We start from the raw sequence: 17,349 nt of genomic DNA, 5'->3' as shown, positions 1-17,349 counted from the left end.
TTGCACGCGCCCAGCGCGCCCGAACCCTATGAAGTTAGTCAGTTGCCTTTTCTCCCCCCTGATGCCCCGTGCCGCCTTGCTGGCACTTGCGCTGAGCTGCGGCGCCGCCTATGCGGACGATTACTCGGCCGTGGAAAAGCTGATCCAGTCGGGCCAAAATGCCCTGGCACTGGAGCAGTTGGAGCCCAAGATCCAGCAAGCCCCGCGTGACCCGCAATGGCGCTTTTTGCAGGGTGTGGCCCAGATGAATGCAGGCCAGCGTGACGAGGCCACGGCAACGTTCGAGAAGCTGGTGCAGGAATACCCCGAACTGCCCGAGCCCTACAACAACCTGGCCGTGCTCTACGCCCAGAACAACCAGCTGGAAAAAGCCAGCCGCGCGCTGCAAGATGCGGTGCGGGCCAACCCCGGCTATGCCACCGCCTATGAAAACCTGGGCGATATCTATATTCGCCTGGCCGAGCAGTCGCTGAGCAAGGCCAGCACGCTGGCGCCGGCCCAGCAAGCCAGGCTGCAGCCCAAGATCAGCAGCCTGCGCCTCTTGGTAACCAGGGCCCAACCTGCCGCTGCTGCAGCACCCGCTGCCGCCGCGCCGGCTGCCCCAGCAGCGGCGCCCGACGCAAAATAGTAAGGGCCTTGCCTTGAATCTTGCACCGTTGGCCCTCAACTCGGTGCAAACGCACACCGTGCAACGCACACGATGCAACGCACACCGTGCACCGCCCAAGATTTGCGCGCAGCGCAGGATGTCTTGCGGACCCCGCAGCGCCCTGCACTGGACATCTACCGTATACAACGACAGAGGAAACCGATGCCTTCCAAACGACACACTCTTTCCATTCTGGGCGGCCTGGCACTGGCCGGCGGCATGTTGCTGACCAGCGCCGCACAAGCAGCGGACCAGCCCCGCGTGAAGCTGGCGACCTCGATGGGCGACATCGTGGTCGAGCTCAATCCAGAAAAAGCGCCCAAGACGGTGGCCAACTTCCTGCAGTACGTGAACGACAAGTTCTACGACGGCACGATCTTCCACCGCGTGATCGGCAACTTCATGATCCAGGGCGGCGGCTTCACCCCCGATATGCAGCAAAAGCCTGCGCGCTCGCCGATCCCGCTGGAGGCCAACAACGGCCTCAAGAACAACACCTATACCATCGCGATGGCCCGCACGGCGGTTCCCGACTCGGCCACCGCGCAGTTCTTCATCAATGTGCAGAACAACGATTCGCTGAATGCCCCCAACCCCGATGGCCACGGCTATGCGGTGTTTGGCAAGGTCGTCAGCGGCAATGATGTGGTCGACAAGATCAAGGCCGTGCAAACCGGCAATGCCGGCCCGCACCAGAACGTGCCCAAGACCCCGGTCATCATCAAGTCGGCCACCGTCGTCAAGTAAATGGCCCTGCCGTTGGCCCCAACCCGGCCAGCGGTGCCCTTCCCACCTTTCTCAACAGGAAACACACCATGACCAATCCACAAGTTGAACTGCATATCAAAGACCACGGCGTCATCACGCTGGAACTCGACGCAGACAAAGCGCCCAAGTCCACCGAGAACTTTCTGAGCTACGTCAAGAGCGGCCACTATGACGGCACGATCTTCCACCGCGTGATCAACAGCTTCATGATCCAGGGCGGCGGCTTTGCATCGGGCATGGACCAGAAGTCCACCCAGGCTCCGATTCAGAACGAAGCGCAAAACGGCCTGAAGAACGACCAGTACACCGTAGCCATGGCCCGCACCAGCGATCCCCATTCGGCAACGGCCCAGTTCTTCATCAACGTCGCCAAGAACGACTTCCTCAACCACACCTCGCCCACCCCTAGCGGCTGGGGCTATGCCGTGTTCGGCAAGGTGGTCAAGGGCAACGACGTGATCGACAAGATCAAGGCCGTCAAGACCGGCTCCAAGGGCATGCACCAAGACGTGCCCAAGGAAGAAGTGCTGATCGAAAAGGCTGTGGCCCTGTAATAGGCGCCTCCATTTGCATGGACAGCCCGACCGACACCCGCGCCGCAGACCCCCATGAGGCGCTGCGCGCCCAGTTGGCCACCACGGCAGTCCATGCCTTCGCTGCGCCCCCCGCCTGGCGCAGCATCGAATTCATCTCCGATCTGCATCTGCAACCCCAGCTGCCACAGACCTGGCACAGCTGGCAGCAGTACCTGCAAGCCAGTACGGCAGATGCGATCTTCATGCTGGGCGATTTGTTTGAAGCCTGGGTCGGCGACGATGCGCTTGACGAGGCCGGCAGCTTTGAAGCGGCCTGCGCCCAGAGCCTGCGCGAGGCCAGTGGCCAGCGCGCCGTCTTCTTCATGCATGGCAACCGCGACTTTCTCATCGGCGCGCAGTTTGCCGAGCGCAGCGGCATGCAATTGCTGCCCGATCCCAGCTGCCTCACTTTTCTCGGCCAGCGCTGGCTGCTCAGCCATGGCGATGCGCTGTGCGTGGAAGATACCGAATACCAGCGTTTTCGTGCGGTGGCACGCAGCCCCGCCTGGCAGCAGCAGATTCTGGCCCAGCCGCTGGCCCAGCGCCGCCAGCTCGCTGGCGCCATGCGCAGCCAGAGCGAGGCGCGCCGCATGCGCGAAGTGATCACCGCCGATGTGGATACCCAGGCCGCCCTCGCCTGGTTGCAACAGGCCCAGGCGCCCACACTGATCCACGGCCACACCCACCGCCCTGCCCGCCACGCGCTGGATGCGGGCCACGAGCGCCTGGTGCTGAGCGACTGGGACACCGACCTGGAACCCGCCCGCGCCGAAGTGCTGCGCATCGACGCCGCCGGCCAGCAGCGCATCGCGCTGGCCGATTACCTGGCCCGGCCTCCACAGCCCGGCGCGCACTGATCCCATGGCCTGGCTGCACCGCACCTGGTCACGCCTGCGCGCGCTGGCGCGCCCCGTGCCCGAAATCCCCGCCGCCCTGTGGTTGCAGGTGCTGCAAAAATACCCGTTCCTCGAGGCGCTGTCGCTGGAAGAAAAAGCCAAGCTGCGCGCCTTGAGCGCACTGTTTCTGCGCCAAAAACAATTCTCGGGTGCCCATGGCCTGGTGGTGAGCGATGCGATGGCGCTGACTATAGCCGCGCAGGCCTGCGTGCCGCTGCTCCACCGGGGTGAGGCGCAGCAGGCCATCGCGCTCTACGATGATTTTGTCGGCATTGTCGTGCACCCGGGCACGATGGTGGCTGCGCGCGACATGCATGACGAGGCGGGCCTGGTATCGCACCGGCGCATGATGCTCGAAGGCGAAGCGATGCAGCATGGCCCCGTCACGCTCAGCTGGGCAGCCATTGCGCAAGATCCGCTGCAGCAAAACGCGCGCGGCACCAGCGTCGTCATCCACGAGTTCTGCCACAAGATCGATATGCGCAATGGCGGTGCCGATGGCTACCCCTCGCTGCCCGGCCATTTTCTGGGCCTGGCGAGCGCCGCCGAAGCACGCCAGACCTGGGAGCGCACCTGGGCATCGGCCTTTGCGGCCTTTGGCCATGCGATTGCCAAATCCCAGCGCTTTGGCGAGCCCGCGCCCTGGCTGGACAGCTATGGCGCCACCGCCCCGGCCGAGTTCTTTGCGGTGGCGTGCGAGGCCTTCTTTGTCAACCGCAGCCAGTTCGCACAGGAATGGCCGCAGCTCGACCGCATGCTGGCCGGGCTGTTCCGGCCGGACGCAGGCTAAATACTGACCTTAGCCGCGCTGCGCCTGCGTCAGAGCCTGCAGCCAGGCCATGCTGTCCTGCAGCTCTTGCGGGTGCAGCTCATGGCGGCAGGGGTACTCGTGGTACGCCAAGTCAACAGGCGTAGCTTGCAGCGCCGCGCGAATCGCATGGGCCTGCGCCAGTGGAATCACATTGTCGGCGGTGCCATGGCTGATCCAGGCTTGATGGCCAGCCAGTTGCGCGGGCGCGACCTGCTCGGCCGCAATCTCGGGCAACAGGCGGCTGTGCCACACCATGATGGCCTGCAGCAGCTGCGGCTGGGTCAATAGCGCCGAGAGCGACATGATGCCGCCCTGGCTGAAACCACCCACCACCAGCCGCTGGGCCGGTATCTGCAAGGCCTGTGCCGCCTCGGCGCAGGTCTGGGCGACGAGCGCGCGGCTGGCTTTCTCCTGCGCGGTATCGATGGTGCGGCTGCCGTCGGGGTTCACGCCAAACTGGAACCAGGCATAGCTGCTGGGCCCCAAGGTGTAGGGCGCGCGCAGGCTCAGCACATGGAAAGCCGGCGGCACCATGCCCGCCAGGCCAAATAGATCCTGCTCATTGCTGCCCACGCCATGCATCAGCACCAGCAGCCAAGGTGCTGGGGTATCCACCGCAGCGGCGCGGTACAGGTGGTGAAGGGGAAGGTTCAACATGGCAGCCCTGGTCAAAAAAATTGGCTGCATCGTACCGCAGCCCTGGCAACCATGGTGGCAACCACAGCAAAACGCGTTGCGGTGGGCGCCATTGCCAGCGACGGCAGCCCCCTACCCAGCGCTGATGGCTTATTTCTTCGGGTGCAGAGCCACCCAGGCCAGAAAGCGCTCCATGTAGCTGCGCAAAAACTTTTCGCTGGCCTCGGCCACCTTGCCATCGGCACTGATCAGGCCATCGGTCCAGCGGATAAAGCCCTCGGGCTGCGCCATCGCCGGCATGTCCAGAAACACCAGAATATTGCGCAAATGCTGCTGGGCCATCGAGGTGGCCGGACCACCGGTCGAGGTGCCTATGATGCCGGCGGGGATGCCGTTCCATGCGCCACTGCCATAGGGGCGGCTGGCGCCGTCCAACGCGTTTTTCAGGTAGGCCGGCACCGAGCGGTTGTGCTCGGGCGTCACAAACAGGATGCCGTTCTTGCTGCGCACCTTGTCTTTGAAAGCGGTAAATGCCGCCGGATAGGCGTCGGCATCGTCGTCGCGGTTGTAGAACGGCAGCGCGCTCAGGTCCAGGAACTCGAAGTCCGCCTGGTTCTGCACCAGGTTGACCAGGCCATGCGCCAGTTGCTTGTTGATCGAGGTCTTGCTGTTGCTGCCAACGATCACGCCGATTTGGGGTTTTGCCACAGTCATTCTCACTTTCAGGACATGCAGAGGATAGGAAAGCCTCTGGTTATACCCCTGCTTGGCGACAACCGATGTAGTCCAACGCGAACAGCGCGGCCATGGCCGCGCTGTGACTCAACGGCCCGTGCCTCGGTCGCAGGCCTGGCCCGCCTGCAATTGCCAGACCTGGGTGCTGCCCAAATGCAGGGCCGCTGCGGCAGTGGCCAGCGCCGGCATCTGGCGCTGGGCCGCCTCGGCGCTGCCAACGACCCACAGGCGCTGCTGCGGATGCGCGCAGGCATAGGCTTGCAAGCTCTGCGCATCCAGCAAGACACGGCTGCCCAGCTGCGGCGCAAACTGCGCAGCATCGCTCAGCTCCTTCTTCCAGTTGTCGGCCTGCTGGTCCTCGGTGCTCCAGTCGTCCACCACCAGCGGATCGGCCATGGCGGGCAGGTAAAAAGGCACTTCGTAGTACAGGTGCTCAAGCATCACCACGCGGTCCGCCGACTGCACCGGCAGGCTGCGCAGTGCGCGCCATTGGGCCTTGGCAGGCACAGCCACCGTGCCCAGCGCCACGGCCAGCGCCACACACAACAGCGCGGCCAACGCCGCCGTATGCCGGCCCCAGCGCTGCCAGCCAGCGGCTTGCACCAGCCGCACCACCGCATAGGCCAGCGGTGGCAGCGCAGGCAGCACATAGCCCACGATCTTGCTGTGCGGCACCGAGAAGAACAGCACGATGACGGCAAACCAGACCAGCATCAGCCGGTCCAGGCTTTGCACCAAGGTCTGCTCGGCCGGCCGTGCTGCTGGCTTCGCAGCCGATCCGTCCAGACGCCTGCGCCTCCAGCTGCGCCAGCCAGCAGCCAGCGCCCAGCCCGTCCAAGGCAAGGCGGCCAGTGCGATCACCGCACCATAGAACCACCAGGGCTGGGGGTTGTTGAAGCTGCTGCCGGTGTAGCGCTGAAAGTGCTGGGTGACAAAAAAGTAGTGGAAAAAGCCGCTGTGGCGCTCTTGCGCCATGAACACCCAGGGGCCGGCAATCAGCAGCACCGGCAGCCATGCCGCGGCATGCAAAGGCAGCCACCATTGGCGCCAGCGCCGGTCCCAGACCAGCCAGAGGGCCCAGACCATGCCGGGCAGCACCAGCGCAATCAGGCCCTTGGCCAAAAAGCCCAGCCCGGCCCAGGCACCGGCCGCAGCCAGCCAGCCCATCCACGCCATGCCCCGGATGCGGCCCGACGCCTGGCGCGCCTCCAGGGTCGCCATCGCAGCGCTGCAGATGCAGGCCGTCAGGCAGCCGGCCAGCAGCATGTCCATATTGGCGTACTGCGCGGCCAGGTAGGTGTAGGGCATGGTCACCAGCACCACGGCAGCAGCCACGGCTACCGACTGGCTGGCATAGCGTTTGAGCAGGGCGAACAAGGACATTGCCGCCAGCCATGCGCCCAGCAGCGACGGCAGGCGCGCCACCCATTCATGGACGCCCGCGACCTGCAAGCCCGTAGCAGCGAGCCAGTAGTACAGCGGCGGCTTGTGGAAAAACGGCAGGCCGTTGAGCGCAGGCGTCACCCAGTCGCCGCTGCGCAGCATCTGCAAGGCAGCCACAGCGTACCTGCCCTCATCCGGATCGCTGAGCGGCCGCAGCCAGGCCAGCGCCAGCAGCCACAGCGCTAGCAAGAGTGCCATGCGGACCTGGATCGACCAAGCAACGCGGGCAGGCACGGCCCGCGCAGAAGCGAGACTGTTCATGCCTTATTCCACCGATGCGGGTAGCGGCGATGGGCGTGGCGCTGCAGCGCCCTGCAGAGCCAGGTCAGCAGGATCTTGCACCACCGGCCCGGCATGCCGCCACAGCCAGCCGAACAACAGCGCGATCACCCCGCCCAGCGCAGCGCCGGCTGCAATATCGAGTGGAAAATGCACGCCGCAGTACACCCGGCCCCAGCTCACCGCCAGCGCCACGGCCACGATGGCCGCGCCGCCCAGGCGCAACTGCCGCAACCACAGCAGGCAAAATCCCAGGGTAAAGAGTGCGCTGGCATGCGCGCTGGGCAGTGAGCCCCGGGCGGCATGGTCAATATAGGCGGGGCTCAGCCCCATTACAAAGGGGCGAGGATGCCCCAGCCAGACGGCGAGCCGGTGCGCCAGCAGCACGGCAGCGGCGCAGCACAGCAGGCTGCCCAGCAGGTACAGGCGGTCCGCCGGCCGCTTCCACCACAGCCACAGCAGCGCCGCCCCGGCCAGCGCAACGCCGTCCATGCCCAGCCAGCGGGCCAGCGCCAACACCCAGGCGGTGGGCCCAAAGCCCCCAGCCATCCATGCAAACCATTGCAGATTCAATGCATCCATCGCAAGCCCCTCGCGCAGAAGGCCGCTCTGGATGGGAGTTCACCCGGCAACAGCGCAATCTGTAGGTGGGCACTGTGGCGGGCGGAGCTTACCGATGTCTTAATGCATAAAAAAAGACGATAAAGAATTTAAATGCGGCTGTCTTGCACGACGGCGCCGGCGGCGATAGTGATCACGCGCTGGCACTGGGCGGCAATGGCCCGGTCGTGCGTGACCATGATCAGGGTCGTACCCGCCTCGCGGTTCAGGTCCATCACCAGCTGCATAACCGCTTCGCCGGTGGCAAAGTCCAGGCTGCCGGTGGGCTCGTCGGCCAGCAGCACGGCGGGCTGCACGACAAAGGCGCGGGCCAGTGCCACGCGCTGCTGCTCGCCACCCGACAGCAGCTTGGGGTAGTGGGCGAGGCGCTGGCCCAGGCCCACGCGCTCGAGCATGGCAGTCGCCTGCTTGCGGGCATCGCGCTGGCCTGCCAACTCGAGGGGCAGCATCACGTTTTCCAGCGCCGTCAAATTGCCCATCAATTGAAAGTTCTGAAACACAAATCCCATCGTGCGCGCACGCAGCGCTGCCCGGTCGTCTTCGCTCAGCGCAAACAGGTCCTGGCCAGCAATCCGCACCGTGCCCACGCTGGGGGTATCGAGGCCCGCCAGGATCGACAGCAAGGTGCTTTTGCCCGAGCCCGATGCACCGACAATCGCCACGGTTTCCCCCTGCGCGATGCTAAAGTCCACATCACGCAGAATGGTCAAACTGCCAGTCGAATCCGAGACCGATTTACCCAGGCCCTGGGCCACCAACACCGCCTCAGGCGCCTGCGATTGAGAAAGCACTGCATCTGTCATGACAACCAATCTTTCCTCCAATGATCGAACACCCGTCACGCGACGCCGGTGTCTGCGCAGCATCGTAGCGTTGTCAATGATGACCTCCATCGCTATAGGTTTTACAGCACAGGCTGCTGCACCACAGGCGCCTGCCACGATTTTGGTGGTGGGCGACTCGATCAGCGCCGAATACGGCATTGCCCGCGGCACCGGCTGGGTGGCGCTGCTGCAGGACAAGCTCGAACAAAGCAAAAACGCAGGCGCCTACCAGGTGCACAACGCCAGCATAAGCGGCGACACCACCGCCGGCGGCCGGGCCCGCTTTGGCCAGCTGCTGACGCAGCACAAGCCCGGCATCGTCGTGCTGGAGCTGGGGGCCAACGATGCGCTGCGCGGCCTGCCGCTGGCCAGCACCCGGGCCAACCTGGCAGCGATGGTGGAAAGCGCCCAAAAGGCTGGCGCCCAGGTGCTGCTGCTGGGCATGCAGGTGCCGCCCAACTACGGCAGCAAGTACACCACGGACTTTGCCCAGGTCTTCACCAGCCTGGCGCGCGAGAAGAAAACCGCTGTCGTGCCCTTCTTGCTGCACGGCGTGGCCGATGTGCCCAACGCGGAAAAGAACTTCCAGGCCGACCGCATCCACCCATTGGCCAGCGCCCACCCGCAGCTGCTGGCCAATGTCTGGCCCGAGCTGCAAAAGCTGATGAAATAAAAATGCCGCCAGCGCGGTGCTGGCGGCATTTATGCGGCTAGCCCTACCCCTTAGAACAGGTTCTTAGCCAAAGGCTTTTTGCAGCGCTTGCGCCAGATCCTGCTGCAGGTCGTTGGCATCTTCGAGCCCGATCGAAAAGCGCACTACCGTACCCGGCTGCAGCTGGGACTCGCCCAGCGCGCGCATGCTGCTGATCTTGTAGGGCACCACCAGACTGATCGGGCCGCCCCAGCTGTAGGCCAACTTGAACAGGCGCAGGCTCTCGCAGAACAGGTCGATCTGCTGCTGGCTGTAGCGCGGATCGATCACCACGCTAAAGAGTCCTGCGGCTGCGCCCTGCTTGCCCGCCACGCTGCCCGCGCCACAGAGCTGCTGCCAATGCGCATGGCCGGGCGAGCCGGCAAAGGCTGGGTGCAGCAGCTGCACCACGGCGGGCTGCTCGGCCATGAAGGCGGCCAACTGCCGGGCTGCCGCATCTTGCGCGTGGTAGCGCAGCGCCAGGCTGGGCAGGCTGCGCAGCACGGTTTCGATATCGTTCACTCCCACGCCCAGGCCCAGGTGCATATGCGTGGCCTGCACCTTGCGGTGCACGGCTGCATCCCGCGACACGATGGAGCCCATCAGCACATCGCCGCCGCCGCTGGGGTACTTGGTGAGCGAATGCGCCGACACATCCACGCCCAGGCGGTAGCTGCCGTCGCCATCCAGGTCAAAGCAGTTGAAGGCCAGGCCCGCGCCCCAGGTGTTGTCCAGCGCCGTGGCAATGCCTTTTTCCTTGCACAGGCGCACAAGACCCAGCAAATCGGGGAATTCCATGCTGACCGAGCCGGCCGCCTCCAGCCACACCAGGCGGGTGTTGTCCTGGATCAGGCTGGCGCAATGGTCCACCCGCATCGGGTCGTAGTAGCCGATGCTGACGCCAAAGCGCTGCAGCTCGCTCTCGGCAAAGCCCTTGCTCGGGCCATAGACGTTGTCGGGCAGCAGCACATGGTCGCCGCTCTTGAGCAACGCCAGGCCAATCACCGAGATCGATGCCAGGCCGCTGGGCACCAGCACGCAGTGGCTGCCGCCTTCCAAGGTGGCAATGCGCTCTTCCAGAATGTAGGTGGTGGGCGTGCCGTGCAGGCCGTAGGTGAAGGCGCTCTTGTCCTTCCAGTCCCAGCTGCGCATTGCCGCCACGTTGGGAAAGAACACGCTCGATGCCTTGAACACGCCGGGCTGCGGCGCTGCAAAGGGCGCATCGGCGGTGTAGGGGTGGTGGATGATGCCGGTGATCGGTGCCTGGTGTTTGGGGGTGGAGCTCATAGCAAAAAAAGTCGGTCAGAAAACGGAACAGCTGCGGGCTATTGTGCAGCAGATAGGCTCAGCGCCAAGCCGCCGCCACCAAGCCCAGCGCTGCGGCCTCGGCACCCGCATCAAAGAAGCGGCTGGCCTGCAGCAGTGCCGCGCTGTTTTGCAGCGGCAGCCAGTCACCGCCTGCGCAGCGCTGCCAAGCCAGCGGCCCGGCGCCGCCTGCCGCTGTAGCGACTGCTGCCAGCCAGGCCTCCAGTCCCTGCGCAGGTGCCGGCCACCAGCGGGCTTGCTCGCCCAGGCTGACCAGCACAGGAAGCGCTGGCGCTGATGCGCTTGGCATCACAACGGGCGCATCCAGCGCCGCCAAGGCATCGCGTGCCCAGGCGCGCAGCCCTGCGCGGTAGCCCTTGTCGGGGAACTGCGCCGCCCATTGCTGGCGGTCCGCATCCATCGCAGCATCGACCGCGCTGGTGCCCAGCGCAGCGGCAATGCCCAGCGCCGGTTTGCGCGCCAATTGCTCCAGCCAGAGGCGGTAGTCGGCGCTCGGCGCTGCGGGATTCGGCGGGTTGATCAGCCATAGCCCCTGCACCGGCTTGCCCAGCGCAGCCTGCTGTGCCACCAACGCCTGGGCCAGGCGCGCGGCATCGCCATGGGCAACGACGACCAGGCCCTGTTCGCCCTCCAGATGCAACTGGTAGACAAGGTCTTGCAGCATCGCCAGTTGCTGGGCATCGCCCAGGCGATTGTCCTTTTTGGGCTTGTCGCTGCGCCCCAGGCCCAGCCAATCGGGTGCCACCACGCGGTCACCGCGCGCGGCCAGGCCAGCGGCCAGTTCGCGAAACAGCCCTTGCTGCGCCGGCAGGCCGGGCAGCAGCAGCCATTGCCGGGCAGCGGCGGCTGGCGGTGGGTTTTGGCCCGCGCTGTCTTTGGTATGCAGGCGCAGGCCGCCCAAAGCCGGCCACTCGCTGTAAAAGCAGCTGGGGCAGGCGCAGTCCAATGCGGGCGCAAACAGCGCATCGGGCGTGCGCAGTGCGTCGTCACGCAGCGGGTGGCTGGCCAGCGCCTGCTGCTTTTGCTGCACGCGGCGCTTGCCAAAAAATTCGGTGAGCAGGGCTGCAGCCTCGTGCGCCAGCACACCCGCGGTCACCGCCGTGTGGTGGTTCAGTGCAGCCTGCGCAAACAGGTCCAGCACCGATCCCCCGGCACCGGTACGCGGCTCGGCAGCGCCCCAGACCACGCGGTCCAGGCGCGCATGCAAGATGGCACCGGCGCACATCGCGCAAGGCTCCAAAGTGACATACAAGGCACAGCCATCGAGCCGGTAATTGCCCAGGCGCTTGGCCGCATCGCGCAGGGCCTCGATCTCGGCATGGGCGCTGGGGTCATGCACGCCAATCGGGTGGTTAAAACCCCGGCCGACGATCTGGCCGTCACGCACCACCACGGCACCCACGGGCACTTCGCCTGCCTCGGCGGCGGCACGTGCCTGCTCCAGCGCAGCGCGCATCCAGTGCGCGTCAACAGGCTGGGGGGGCAGCTGGCCGCCGGTGCTGGCGGGGACGAGGCTGTCGGCCATCGCCGTCACTCTTCGGCTTGTTTCAGGCGCTGCGCATCCTGCTGCACCGCCTGGTTCAGCTGGTCCTGCACCTGCTGCTGGATCTGCCGGCTTTGTGCATTCACATCTTTGCTGGTGTCAATCTGCGGCACGCGCACGCCTTCGACGGCGGCGGGCGCGGGCGCCTTCGTCACGCCCATGTTCTGCTTCATCAGCAGCGCCACAATTGCCATCACCATCAGTAAGCCTGCCAAACCCAATACCGCACGCATAGCATCCTCCCTCCATACCGTATGCGGTCTGATTATCGCGCGGCATCGCAGCCAGTGGCAGGCAAGCCCTGGTTGGCCTGCCACAGCTGCACAGCCAGCGCCCGGATCTCATCGGCCAGGTGCAGGCGCTGCAGCCAGTGGCGCGGTATGCCCTGCTCGCCCCAGAAGGCGCCGGCCAGCTGCCCGGTGATGGCTGCCGTGGTATCGGCATCGTCGCCCAGATTCGCGGCCTCCAGCACCGCGTCCTCCAAGCAGTCATGCCTGGCAAAGCACCACAGCGCCGCTTCGAGGCTACGCACCACATAGCCCGAACCGTGGATGTCGTCCCGGCTTTTGGCCAGGTAATGGCCCTGTGCAATCTGCTGCAGCTGGGGGCTGGCCAGCGGCAGATCCGACAATGCCAGCACATCGTGTTTGGGCCGCCCCTGCAACGCGCGGGCGATGGCGACCGCCAGCAGGCTGCAGGCATCCAGGCACTCGGCCGCGCCATGCGTGGTTTGCGAGCTGAGCGCTGCCTTGTCTTGCAGATGCTGCGCATCACCGCTAAAGCGCAGCGCCACAGGTGCTAGCCGCATGATCGAGCCATTGCCAGCGCTGTGCGGGTCGGTGCTGCCAGCCAGGGGCTCGCCAGTCAACAAAAACCGCTGCACCGCTTCTCGCGTGGTCATGCCAATGTCAAAGCAATGGCCGGTGGAACTCCAGTAGCCCCACTGGTACCAGTTGGCATAGCGCGCCATCTGGTCGGCCGGGTCGCAATCACCTTTGGTGACCAGGCTCTCGGCCAGGCACAGCGCCATCGAGGTGTCATCGGTCCACTGGCCCGCGCGCAGCGAGAACGGGCCCCCGCCCAGCATGTCCGTCAGCGGCACAAAGCTACCGCGCGGCTGAAACTCGACCGTGGTGCCCACCGCGTCACCGCAGGCCAGCCCCAGCAGTGCGCCTTGAAAACGGTCCTGAGTTGGCGTCATCACTGGCCTCCGGTGGGCAGCTGCGCGCGCGCCAACATGACGAACGCATCTACGCTATCTGCGCGCCGCGCCAACGCAGGCAGTTGGACGTGGTTGGTGTGTTTCATATCAGTTCTCTTGTCTCTGAGCCAGCCACGAGTGCGCAAACGCGGCCAGGCTGGCATGGGTGGAATGCAGTTGTTGCAGTGCCGGTCCGCAGTTGGGGCTGCCATCGGGTTCGCGCAGTACCAGTGCGCCATGGATGCCTTCGGGCAACCCTGCAAAGTTCGGTAGATAGTCATCCACCAAGGCCAGCGGCTTAAGCTGGGCCAGCGCTGCGGCTTTGGGGCTGCCGCCACTGGCATCGCTACCAGTCGCAATCACCCGCCCAATCGGAAAGCCGAGGGCCTGCAGGTTGCCAAGCCGTGCCTGGGCAAAATGGGGCTGCAGAGCAGTCAGGCACACCAGCTCAAAGCCGGCGGCCTCCAGTTGCTGGCATGCCGCGAGCGCACCGGGTACGGCAGGCAGGGCGGACCAGAACTGCGCATCAAAGCCTGCGCGAAACCGGTGCAGCGCCTCGCCGCTCAACCGCTCCACATCCCAGCGGTCTGCCGCCCAGTAGGCATGGGGGTTGCGCAAGTCAGGGTAGCGGCCAAAAGCACGCCGCCAGGCAGTGGCATAGGCCAGGTTGTAGTCGAGCAGCACGCCATCGGCATCCAGCGCCAATACGCGATGGCCGCTCATTCGTCCAGCCTCTGCAGGTAGGTCACGGGCACGGCGTCGGTCAACCAGACACCATTGTCCGAGCAATAGAACACATGGCCATTGGCGACCATGCCCGCCGCATCCACCCGCAGCAAGGCCAGCTTGCCGTGGCGCCGCCCAACTGCGCCAGCCGTCTCGATGCTGGCGGACAGGTGAACATGGTGGCGCTTTTGGCGTTGCAAGCCTTGCGCCAGGATCGCGTCAAGAAAACGGGTTGCCGTGCCGTGGTAGAGCGCATCCGGTGGGGTGCTGGGGACCAATTGCAGCTCGATGGTTACCGAATGCCCCTGGTTGGCACGGATGCGCTTGCCGTCCTCGCTGAAGGCAAAGCGCTGCTTGGCGCAGCTTGCCACCACTGCCTGCAATTGCACCGGGCTCATGGCTTTGCCACTGCGGGCCAGGCAGGCGAGCAGTTCGTCCGTATGCGCCCAGCCGGCCTCGTCAAGCTCAAGGCCAATGGTCTGCGGGCTGTGGCGCAGCACCAGGCTGAGCAGCTTGCTGCGGCGGGTCATGGTGGTGGACTGCTCGCCGACCGGGGTGTCTTTGGTTGGTTGTTCAAAAGTCATCATCTATCCTTTTTGTAGTTATGCATCTATTAGAGTGCAGTCGTCCAGCCTGCACCACACCTTCAGACTGTAAGTTGTATTGAGCAACTTAAATGAGTTGTACAATACAACTCGCTTTCCTATCCGTCAAGGTTTTTCTATGGCCTCCACCGCTGCCAGCCACCAACCCGTTGATTTTGTACGGCCCTATACCACCGTGGATGTGGTGATTTTCAGCGTGGTGGACGGGGCCTTGAAGGTCTTGCTGGTGCAGCGGCCGGTCTCAAGCTCCGAGCCCTTCCCCGGGCGGTGGGCGCTGCCTGGGGGCTTTGTCGACGTGGCGCAGGACAGCGATCTGCAGGCCTGCGCCAACCGCAAGCTGCGCGAGAAGACCAATGTCGCCAGCCCCTACCTGGAGCAGCTGGGCAGCTGGGGCGGGCGCAGCCGGGACCCGCGTGGCTGGTCGGCCACCCATGTCTACTTTGCGTTGATAGCTGCGCAGCCCTTGACCTTGGCCAAGGGCGCTAATGCGGCCGATGTGGCCTGGTTCGAGGTCGATGCCATCTGCGATGGCCCCCCTCTCGCCTTTGACCACAGCGAGATCCTGCGCGCTGCCGCCGAGCGACTGCGCGGCAAGGTCGAGTACACCTCTCTGCCCGCCTTTTTGCTGCCCGAGCCCTTTACCCTGCCCCAGCTCCAACAGGTGTACGAGACAGTGCTGGGACGGCCGGTAGACAAGAGCGGCTTTCGCACCCGCATGCTGGCAGCGCAATTTTTGCAGGAGGCTGGGCATGTCGAGGGGCCCTCCAACCGCCCGGCCATGGGCTACCGCCTGGCCGACCGCAGCGCGCCGGTGGTGTTTCCGCGCACCTTCAGCCCGCGCGGCTGAACCGGGCTGACCCAAGGACTAAACCGGGTCTGCATGGTGCTTGGGCTGGCACTGCAGTCAGCTTATCTCCGAGCGCAGCGGCCCTCCTGCAGCGACCTGAGATAATCCTGCCCCTATGTCCCTCCTGCCCCACCAGCTCGAACTGCTCTCCCCGGCCCGCGATGCCGATATCGGGATTGAAGCGATCAACCATGGCGCCGATGCCGTCTATATCGGAGGGCCGGCCTTTGGCGCGCGCGCCACGGCGGGCAATGACATCCGCGACCTGGAGCGCCTGATCAAACATGCGCACCGCTTTGGCAGCCGCATCTTCATCACGCTCAACACCATCTTGCGCGACGATGAGTTGGAAGGCGCGCGCCAGATGGCCTGGCAGGTCTACGAGGCCGGGGCGGACGCGCTGATCATCCAGGACATGGGCCTGCTGGAGCTGGACCTGCCCCCGATCCAGTTGCATGCCTCGACCCAAAGCGATATCCGCACACCCGAGAAAGCCCGCTTTCTGCAGGATGCCGGCCTGTCGCAGATCGTGGTGGCGCGTGAGCTGGATCTGCAACAGATCGCCGCCGTGCGCGCCGCCACCGACCCGGCCCGCACGACGATTGAGTTCTTTGTGCATGGCGCCTTGTGCGTGGCCTACTCGGGCCAGTGCTACATCACCCACGCCCACACCGGCCGCAGCGCCAACCGGGGCGATTGCAACCAGGCCTGCCGCCTGCCCTATGAGGTGCTGGACGCCCAGGGCCGCATCATTGCGCATGAAAAGCATGTGCTGTCGATGAAGGACAACAACCAGAGCGACAACCTGCGCGCACTGATCGATGCAGGGGTGCGCAGCTTCAAGATCGAGGGGCGCTACAAGGACATGGGCTATGTGAAGAACATTACCGCCCACTACCGCAAGCTGCTCGACGAGATCATCGAAGAGCGCGAGTTTTCCGAGGCGCCACTGGCGCGCTCGTCCTCGGGCCGGACCAACTTCAGCTTCACGCCCGATCCGGACCAGAACTTCAACCGCGAGTTCACCGATTACTTTGTCAACGGCCGCAAGGACGATATTGGCGCCTTTGACACCCCCAAGACCCCGGGCCGCGCGATCGGCTGGGTCACGAAGGTGGGGGAGAACTTTGTCGAGCTCGAAGCCTCCAGCGGCGACACCGTGCTGCACAACGGCGACGGCCTGTGCTACTACGACCTGCAAAAAGAACTGGTTGGCATGCAGATCAACCGCGCCGAGTCCGTAGATGCAAAGAAATCGCTGTGGCGTGTGTTCCCCAAGGACCCGATCGCCGGCTTCAAGGACCTGCGCAAGGGCCTGGAAGTGAACCGCAACCGCGACATGGCCTGGGTGCGCACCCTGGACAAGAAATCCAGCGAGCGCCGCATTGGCCTCTGGGCCCAGCTGAGCCAAACCCCGGACGGCTTTGCATTGACCTTGACCGATGACGACGGCTTTGTCGGCAGCGCGAGCCTGGTGCAGCCGCACCAAGCCGCCACCGACAGCGAGCGGGCCGAGGCCACCCTGCGCGACCAGCTGGGCCGCTTTGGCGCCACCATTTTCTCGGTGCACGACATCAGCCTGCAGCTGGACCAGCCCTGGTTCATCCCGGCATCCGCACTGAACCAGCTGCGCCGCGATGCCGTGGCTGCGCTCGAAGCCGCCCGCGAGGCCGGCTTTGTGCGCCTGCCGCGCGCGCTACCGGTGGAGCCACCCGCGCCCTTCCCGGAGGACACGCTGACCTATCTGTCCAATGTGTTCAACCAGAAGGCGCATGACTTCTATGTGAAGCATGGCGTCAAGGTGATCGACGCGGCCTACGAGAGCAAGGAAGAGGAAGGCGAAGTCTCGCTGATGATCACCAAGCACTGCGTGCGCTTCTCGATGAGCCTGTGCCCCAAGCAGGCCAAGGGCGTCATCGGCGTCAAGGGCACCATCAAGGCCGAGCCCCTGCAGCTGATCAATGGCAAGGAAAAGCTGACCCTGCGCTTTGACTGCAAGCCCTGCGAGATGCATGTGGTCGGCAAGATGAAGCGCTCGGTCATCAACCAGCATGCCAAGGAGATGCAGGAGTTCCCAATGCAGTTCTACCGCACCAGGCCTGCGGTGGTGCGTACTTGAGCAGGCCAGCCGCCCGCATCAAGAAAAAAGCTGCAGAAGCCAAGCTTTGCAGCT

19 protein-coding genes are annotated in these 17,349 nt (G+C 65.0%); 8 read left to right on the top strand and 11 right to left on the bottom strand.

The window, feature by feature from the left end; genetic code table 11:
- Positions 1 to 61: 61 nt before the first annotated feature.
- The 5 genes from DCO45_RS06650 to DCO45_RS06630 all read left to right on the top strand — a co-directional run bounded on the left by DCO45_RS06650 (position 62) and on the right by DCO45_RS06630 (position 3,678).
- The gene (locus DCO45_RS06650; protein WP_243419265.1) at positions 62 to 628 is read left to right on the top strand and encodes a tetratricopeptide repeat protein; all 567 of its coding nucleotides are present in this window, start codon (positions 62 to 64) and stop codon (positions 626 to 628) included.
- 240 nt (positions 629 to 868) lie between these two features.
- The gene (locus DCO45_RS06645; protein ID WP_021026743.1) at positions 869 to 1,396 is read left to right on the top strand and encodes a peptidylprolyl isomerase; all 528 of its coding nucleotides are present in this window, start codon (positions 869 to 871) and stop codon (positions 1,394 to 1,396) included.
- Between the two features lie 68 nt (positions 1,397 to 1,464).
- Complete coding sequence (locus tag DCO45_RS06640; RefSeq protein ID WP_116925077.1) at positions 1,465 to 1,971, top strand: peptidylprolyl isomerase; 507 nt, start codon at positions 1,465 to 1,467, stop codon at positions 1,969 to 1,971.
- Positions 1,972 to 1,988: 17 nt separating this feature from the next.
- Entirely contained in the window at positions 1,989 to 2,849 is an 861-nt protein-coding gene (locus DCO45_RS06635) for a UDP-2,3-diacylglucosamine diphosphatase (RefSeq protein WP_116925076.1), read from the top strand.
- A gap of 4 nt (positions 2,850 to 2,853) precedes the next feature.
- Positions 2,854 to 3,678: a M90 family metallopeptidase gene (locus DCO45_RS06630; RefSeq protein ID WP_116925075.1), complete on the top strand. Its 825-nt coding sequence runs from the start codon at positions 2,854 to 2,856 to the stop codon at positions 3,676 to 3,678.
- A gap of 9 nt (positions 3,679 to 3,687) precedes the next feature.
- Here the strand turns inward: DCO45_RS06630 and DCO45_RS06625 are convergent, their stop codons facing one another.
- From DCO45_RS06625 to DCO45_RS06605, 5 genes are all read right to left on the bottom strand, one after another.
- Positions 3,688 to 4,356, bottom strand: a complete 669-nt coding sequence (locus tag DCO45_RS06625; protein ID WP_116925074.1) for a dienelactone hydrolase family protein — start codon at positions 4,354 to 4,356, stop codon at positions 3,688 to 3,690.
- Positions 4,357 to 4,485: 129 nt separating this feature from the next.
- The gene (locus DCO45_RS06620) at positions 4,486 to 5,049 is read right to left on the bottom strand and encodes an NADPH-dependent FMN reductase (protein WP_232539579.1); all 564 of its coding nucleotides are present in this window, start codon (positions 5,047 to 5,049) and stop codon (positions 4,486 to 4,488) included.
- Positions 5,050 to 5,157: 108 nt separating this feature from the next.
- Positions 5,158 to 6,774 (bottom strand): glycosyltransferase family 39 protein, encoded by a 1,617-nt coding sequence (locus DCO45_RS06615; protein WP_116925073.1) that lies wholly within the window; start codon positions 6,772 to 6,774, stop codon positions 5,158 to 5,160.
- A 3-nt stretch (positions 6,775 to 6,777) separates the two neighbouring features.
- Positions 6,778 to 7,374, bottom strand: coding sequence for a phosphatase PAP2 family protein (locus DCO45_RS06610; RefSeq protein ID WP_116925072.1), 597 nt, complete (start codon positions 7,372 to 7,374; stop codon positions 6,778 to 6,780).
- Between the two features lie 128 nt (positions 7,375 to 7,502).
- Complete coding sequence (locus DCO45_RS06605; protein ID WP_116925071.1) at positions 7,503 to 8,216, bottom strand: ABC transporter ATP-binding protein; 714 nt, start codon at positions 8,214 to 8,216, stop codon at positions 7,503 to 7,505.
- A 79-nt stretch (positions 8,217 to 8,295) separates the two neighbouring features.
- On the opposite strand from DCO45_RS06605, the gene DCO45_RS06600 reads away from it, so the two are divergent.
- Complete coding sequence (locus DCO45_RS06600; protein ID WP_232539665.1) at positions 8,296 to 8,910, top strand: arylesterase; 615 nt, start codon at positions 8,296 to 8,298, stop codon at positions 8,908 to 8,910.
- A gap of 63 nt (positions 8,911 to 8,973) precedes the next feature.
- Here DCO45_RS06600 and DCO45_RS06595 read toward each other — a convergent pair whose 3' ends face one another.
- The 6 genes from DCO45_RS06595 to DCO45_RS06570 all read right to left on the bottom strand — a co-directional run bounded on the left by DCO45_RS06595 (position 8,974) and on the right by DCO45_RS06570 (position 14,308).
- Entirely contained in the window at positions 8,974 to 10,215 is a 1,242-nt protein-coding gene (locus DCO45_RS06595; protein ID WP_116925069.1) for a PLP-dependent transferase, read from the bottom strand.
- Between the two features lie 58 nt (positions 10,216 to 10,273).
- Complete coding sequence (gene tadA / locus DCO45_RS22905; protein ID WP_165841131.1) at positions 10,274 to 11,779, bottom strand: tRNA adenosine(34) deaminase TadA; 1,506 nt, start codon at positions 11,777 to 11,779, stop codon at positions 10,274 to 10,276.
- 5 nt (positions 11,780 to 11,784) lie between these two features.
- Positions 11,785 to 11,997 carry a hypothetical protein gene (locus DCO45_RS06585; protein WP_116925068.1) on the bottom strand — a complete coding sequence of 71 codons (213 nt, stop codon included), beginning with the start codon at positions 11,995 to 11,997 and terminating at the stop codon, positions 11,785 to 11,787.
- 65 nt (positions 11,998 to 12,062) lie between these two features.
- Positions 12,063 to 12,998: an ADP-ribosylglycohydrolase family protein gene (locus DCO45_RS06580; RefSeq protein WP_116925067.1), complete on the bottom strand. Its 936-nt coding sequence runs from the start codon at positions 12,996 to 12,998 to the stop codon at positions 12,063 to 12,065.
- 108 nt (positions 12,999 to 13,106) lie between these two features.
- Positions 13,107 to 13,721: an HAD family hydrolase gene (locus DCO45_RS06575; protein ID WP_116925066.1), complete on the bottom strand. Its 615-nt coding sequence runs from the start codon at positions 13,719 to 13,721 to the stop codon at positions 13,107 to 13,109.
- Entirely contained in the window at positions 13,718 to 14,308 is a 591-nt protein-coding gene (locus DCO45_RS06570; protein ID WP_116925262.1) for an RNA 2'-phosphotransferase, read from the bottom strand. The genes DCO45_RS06575 and DCO45_RS06570 overlap by 4 nt, the downstream gene beginning before the upstream one ends.
- A gap of 139 nt (positions 14,309 to 14,447) precedes the next feature.
- On the opposite strand from DCO45_RS06570, the gene DCO45_RS06565 reads away from it, so the two are divergent.
- Positions 14,448 to 15,176, top strand: a complete 729-nt coding sequence (locus DCO45_RS06565; RefSeq protein ID WP_116925065.1) for an NUDIX domain-containing protein — start codon at positions 14,448 to 14,450, stop codon at positions 15,174 to 15,176.
- A gap of 115 nt (positions 15,177 to 15,291) precedes the next feature.
- Positions 15,292 to 17,295 (top strand): U32 family peptidase, encoded by a 2,004-nt coding sequence (locus tag DCO45_RS06560; protein ID WP_116925064.1) that lies wholly within the window; start codon positions 15,292 to 15,294, stop codon positions 17,293 to 17,295.
- Positions 17,296 to 17,349: the final 54 nt, after the last annotated feature.

The organism is Comamonas sp. JNW (assembly GCF_003105075.1).
Taxonomy (GTDB): domain Bacteria; phylum Pseudomonadota; class Gammaproteobacteria; order Burkholderiales; family Burkholderiaceae_C; genus Comamonas; species Comamonas squillarum.
The sequence above is the reverse complement of the archived record's forward strand: the minus strand, read 5'-3'. Positions and strand labels throughout refer to the sequence as shown.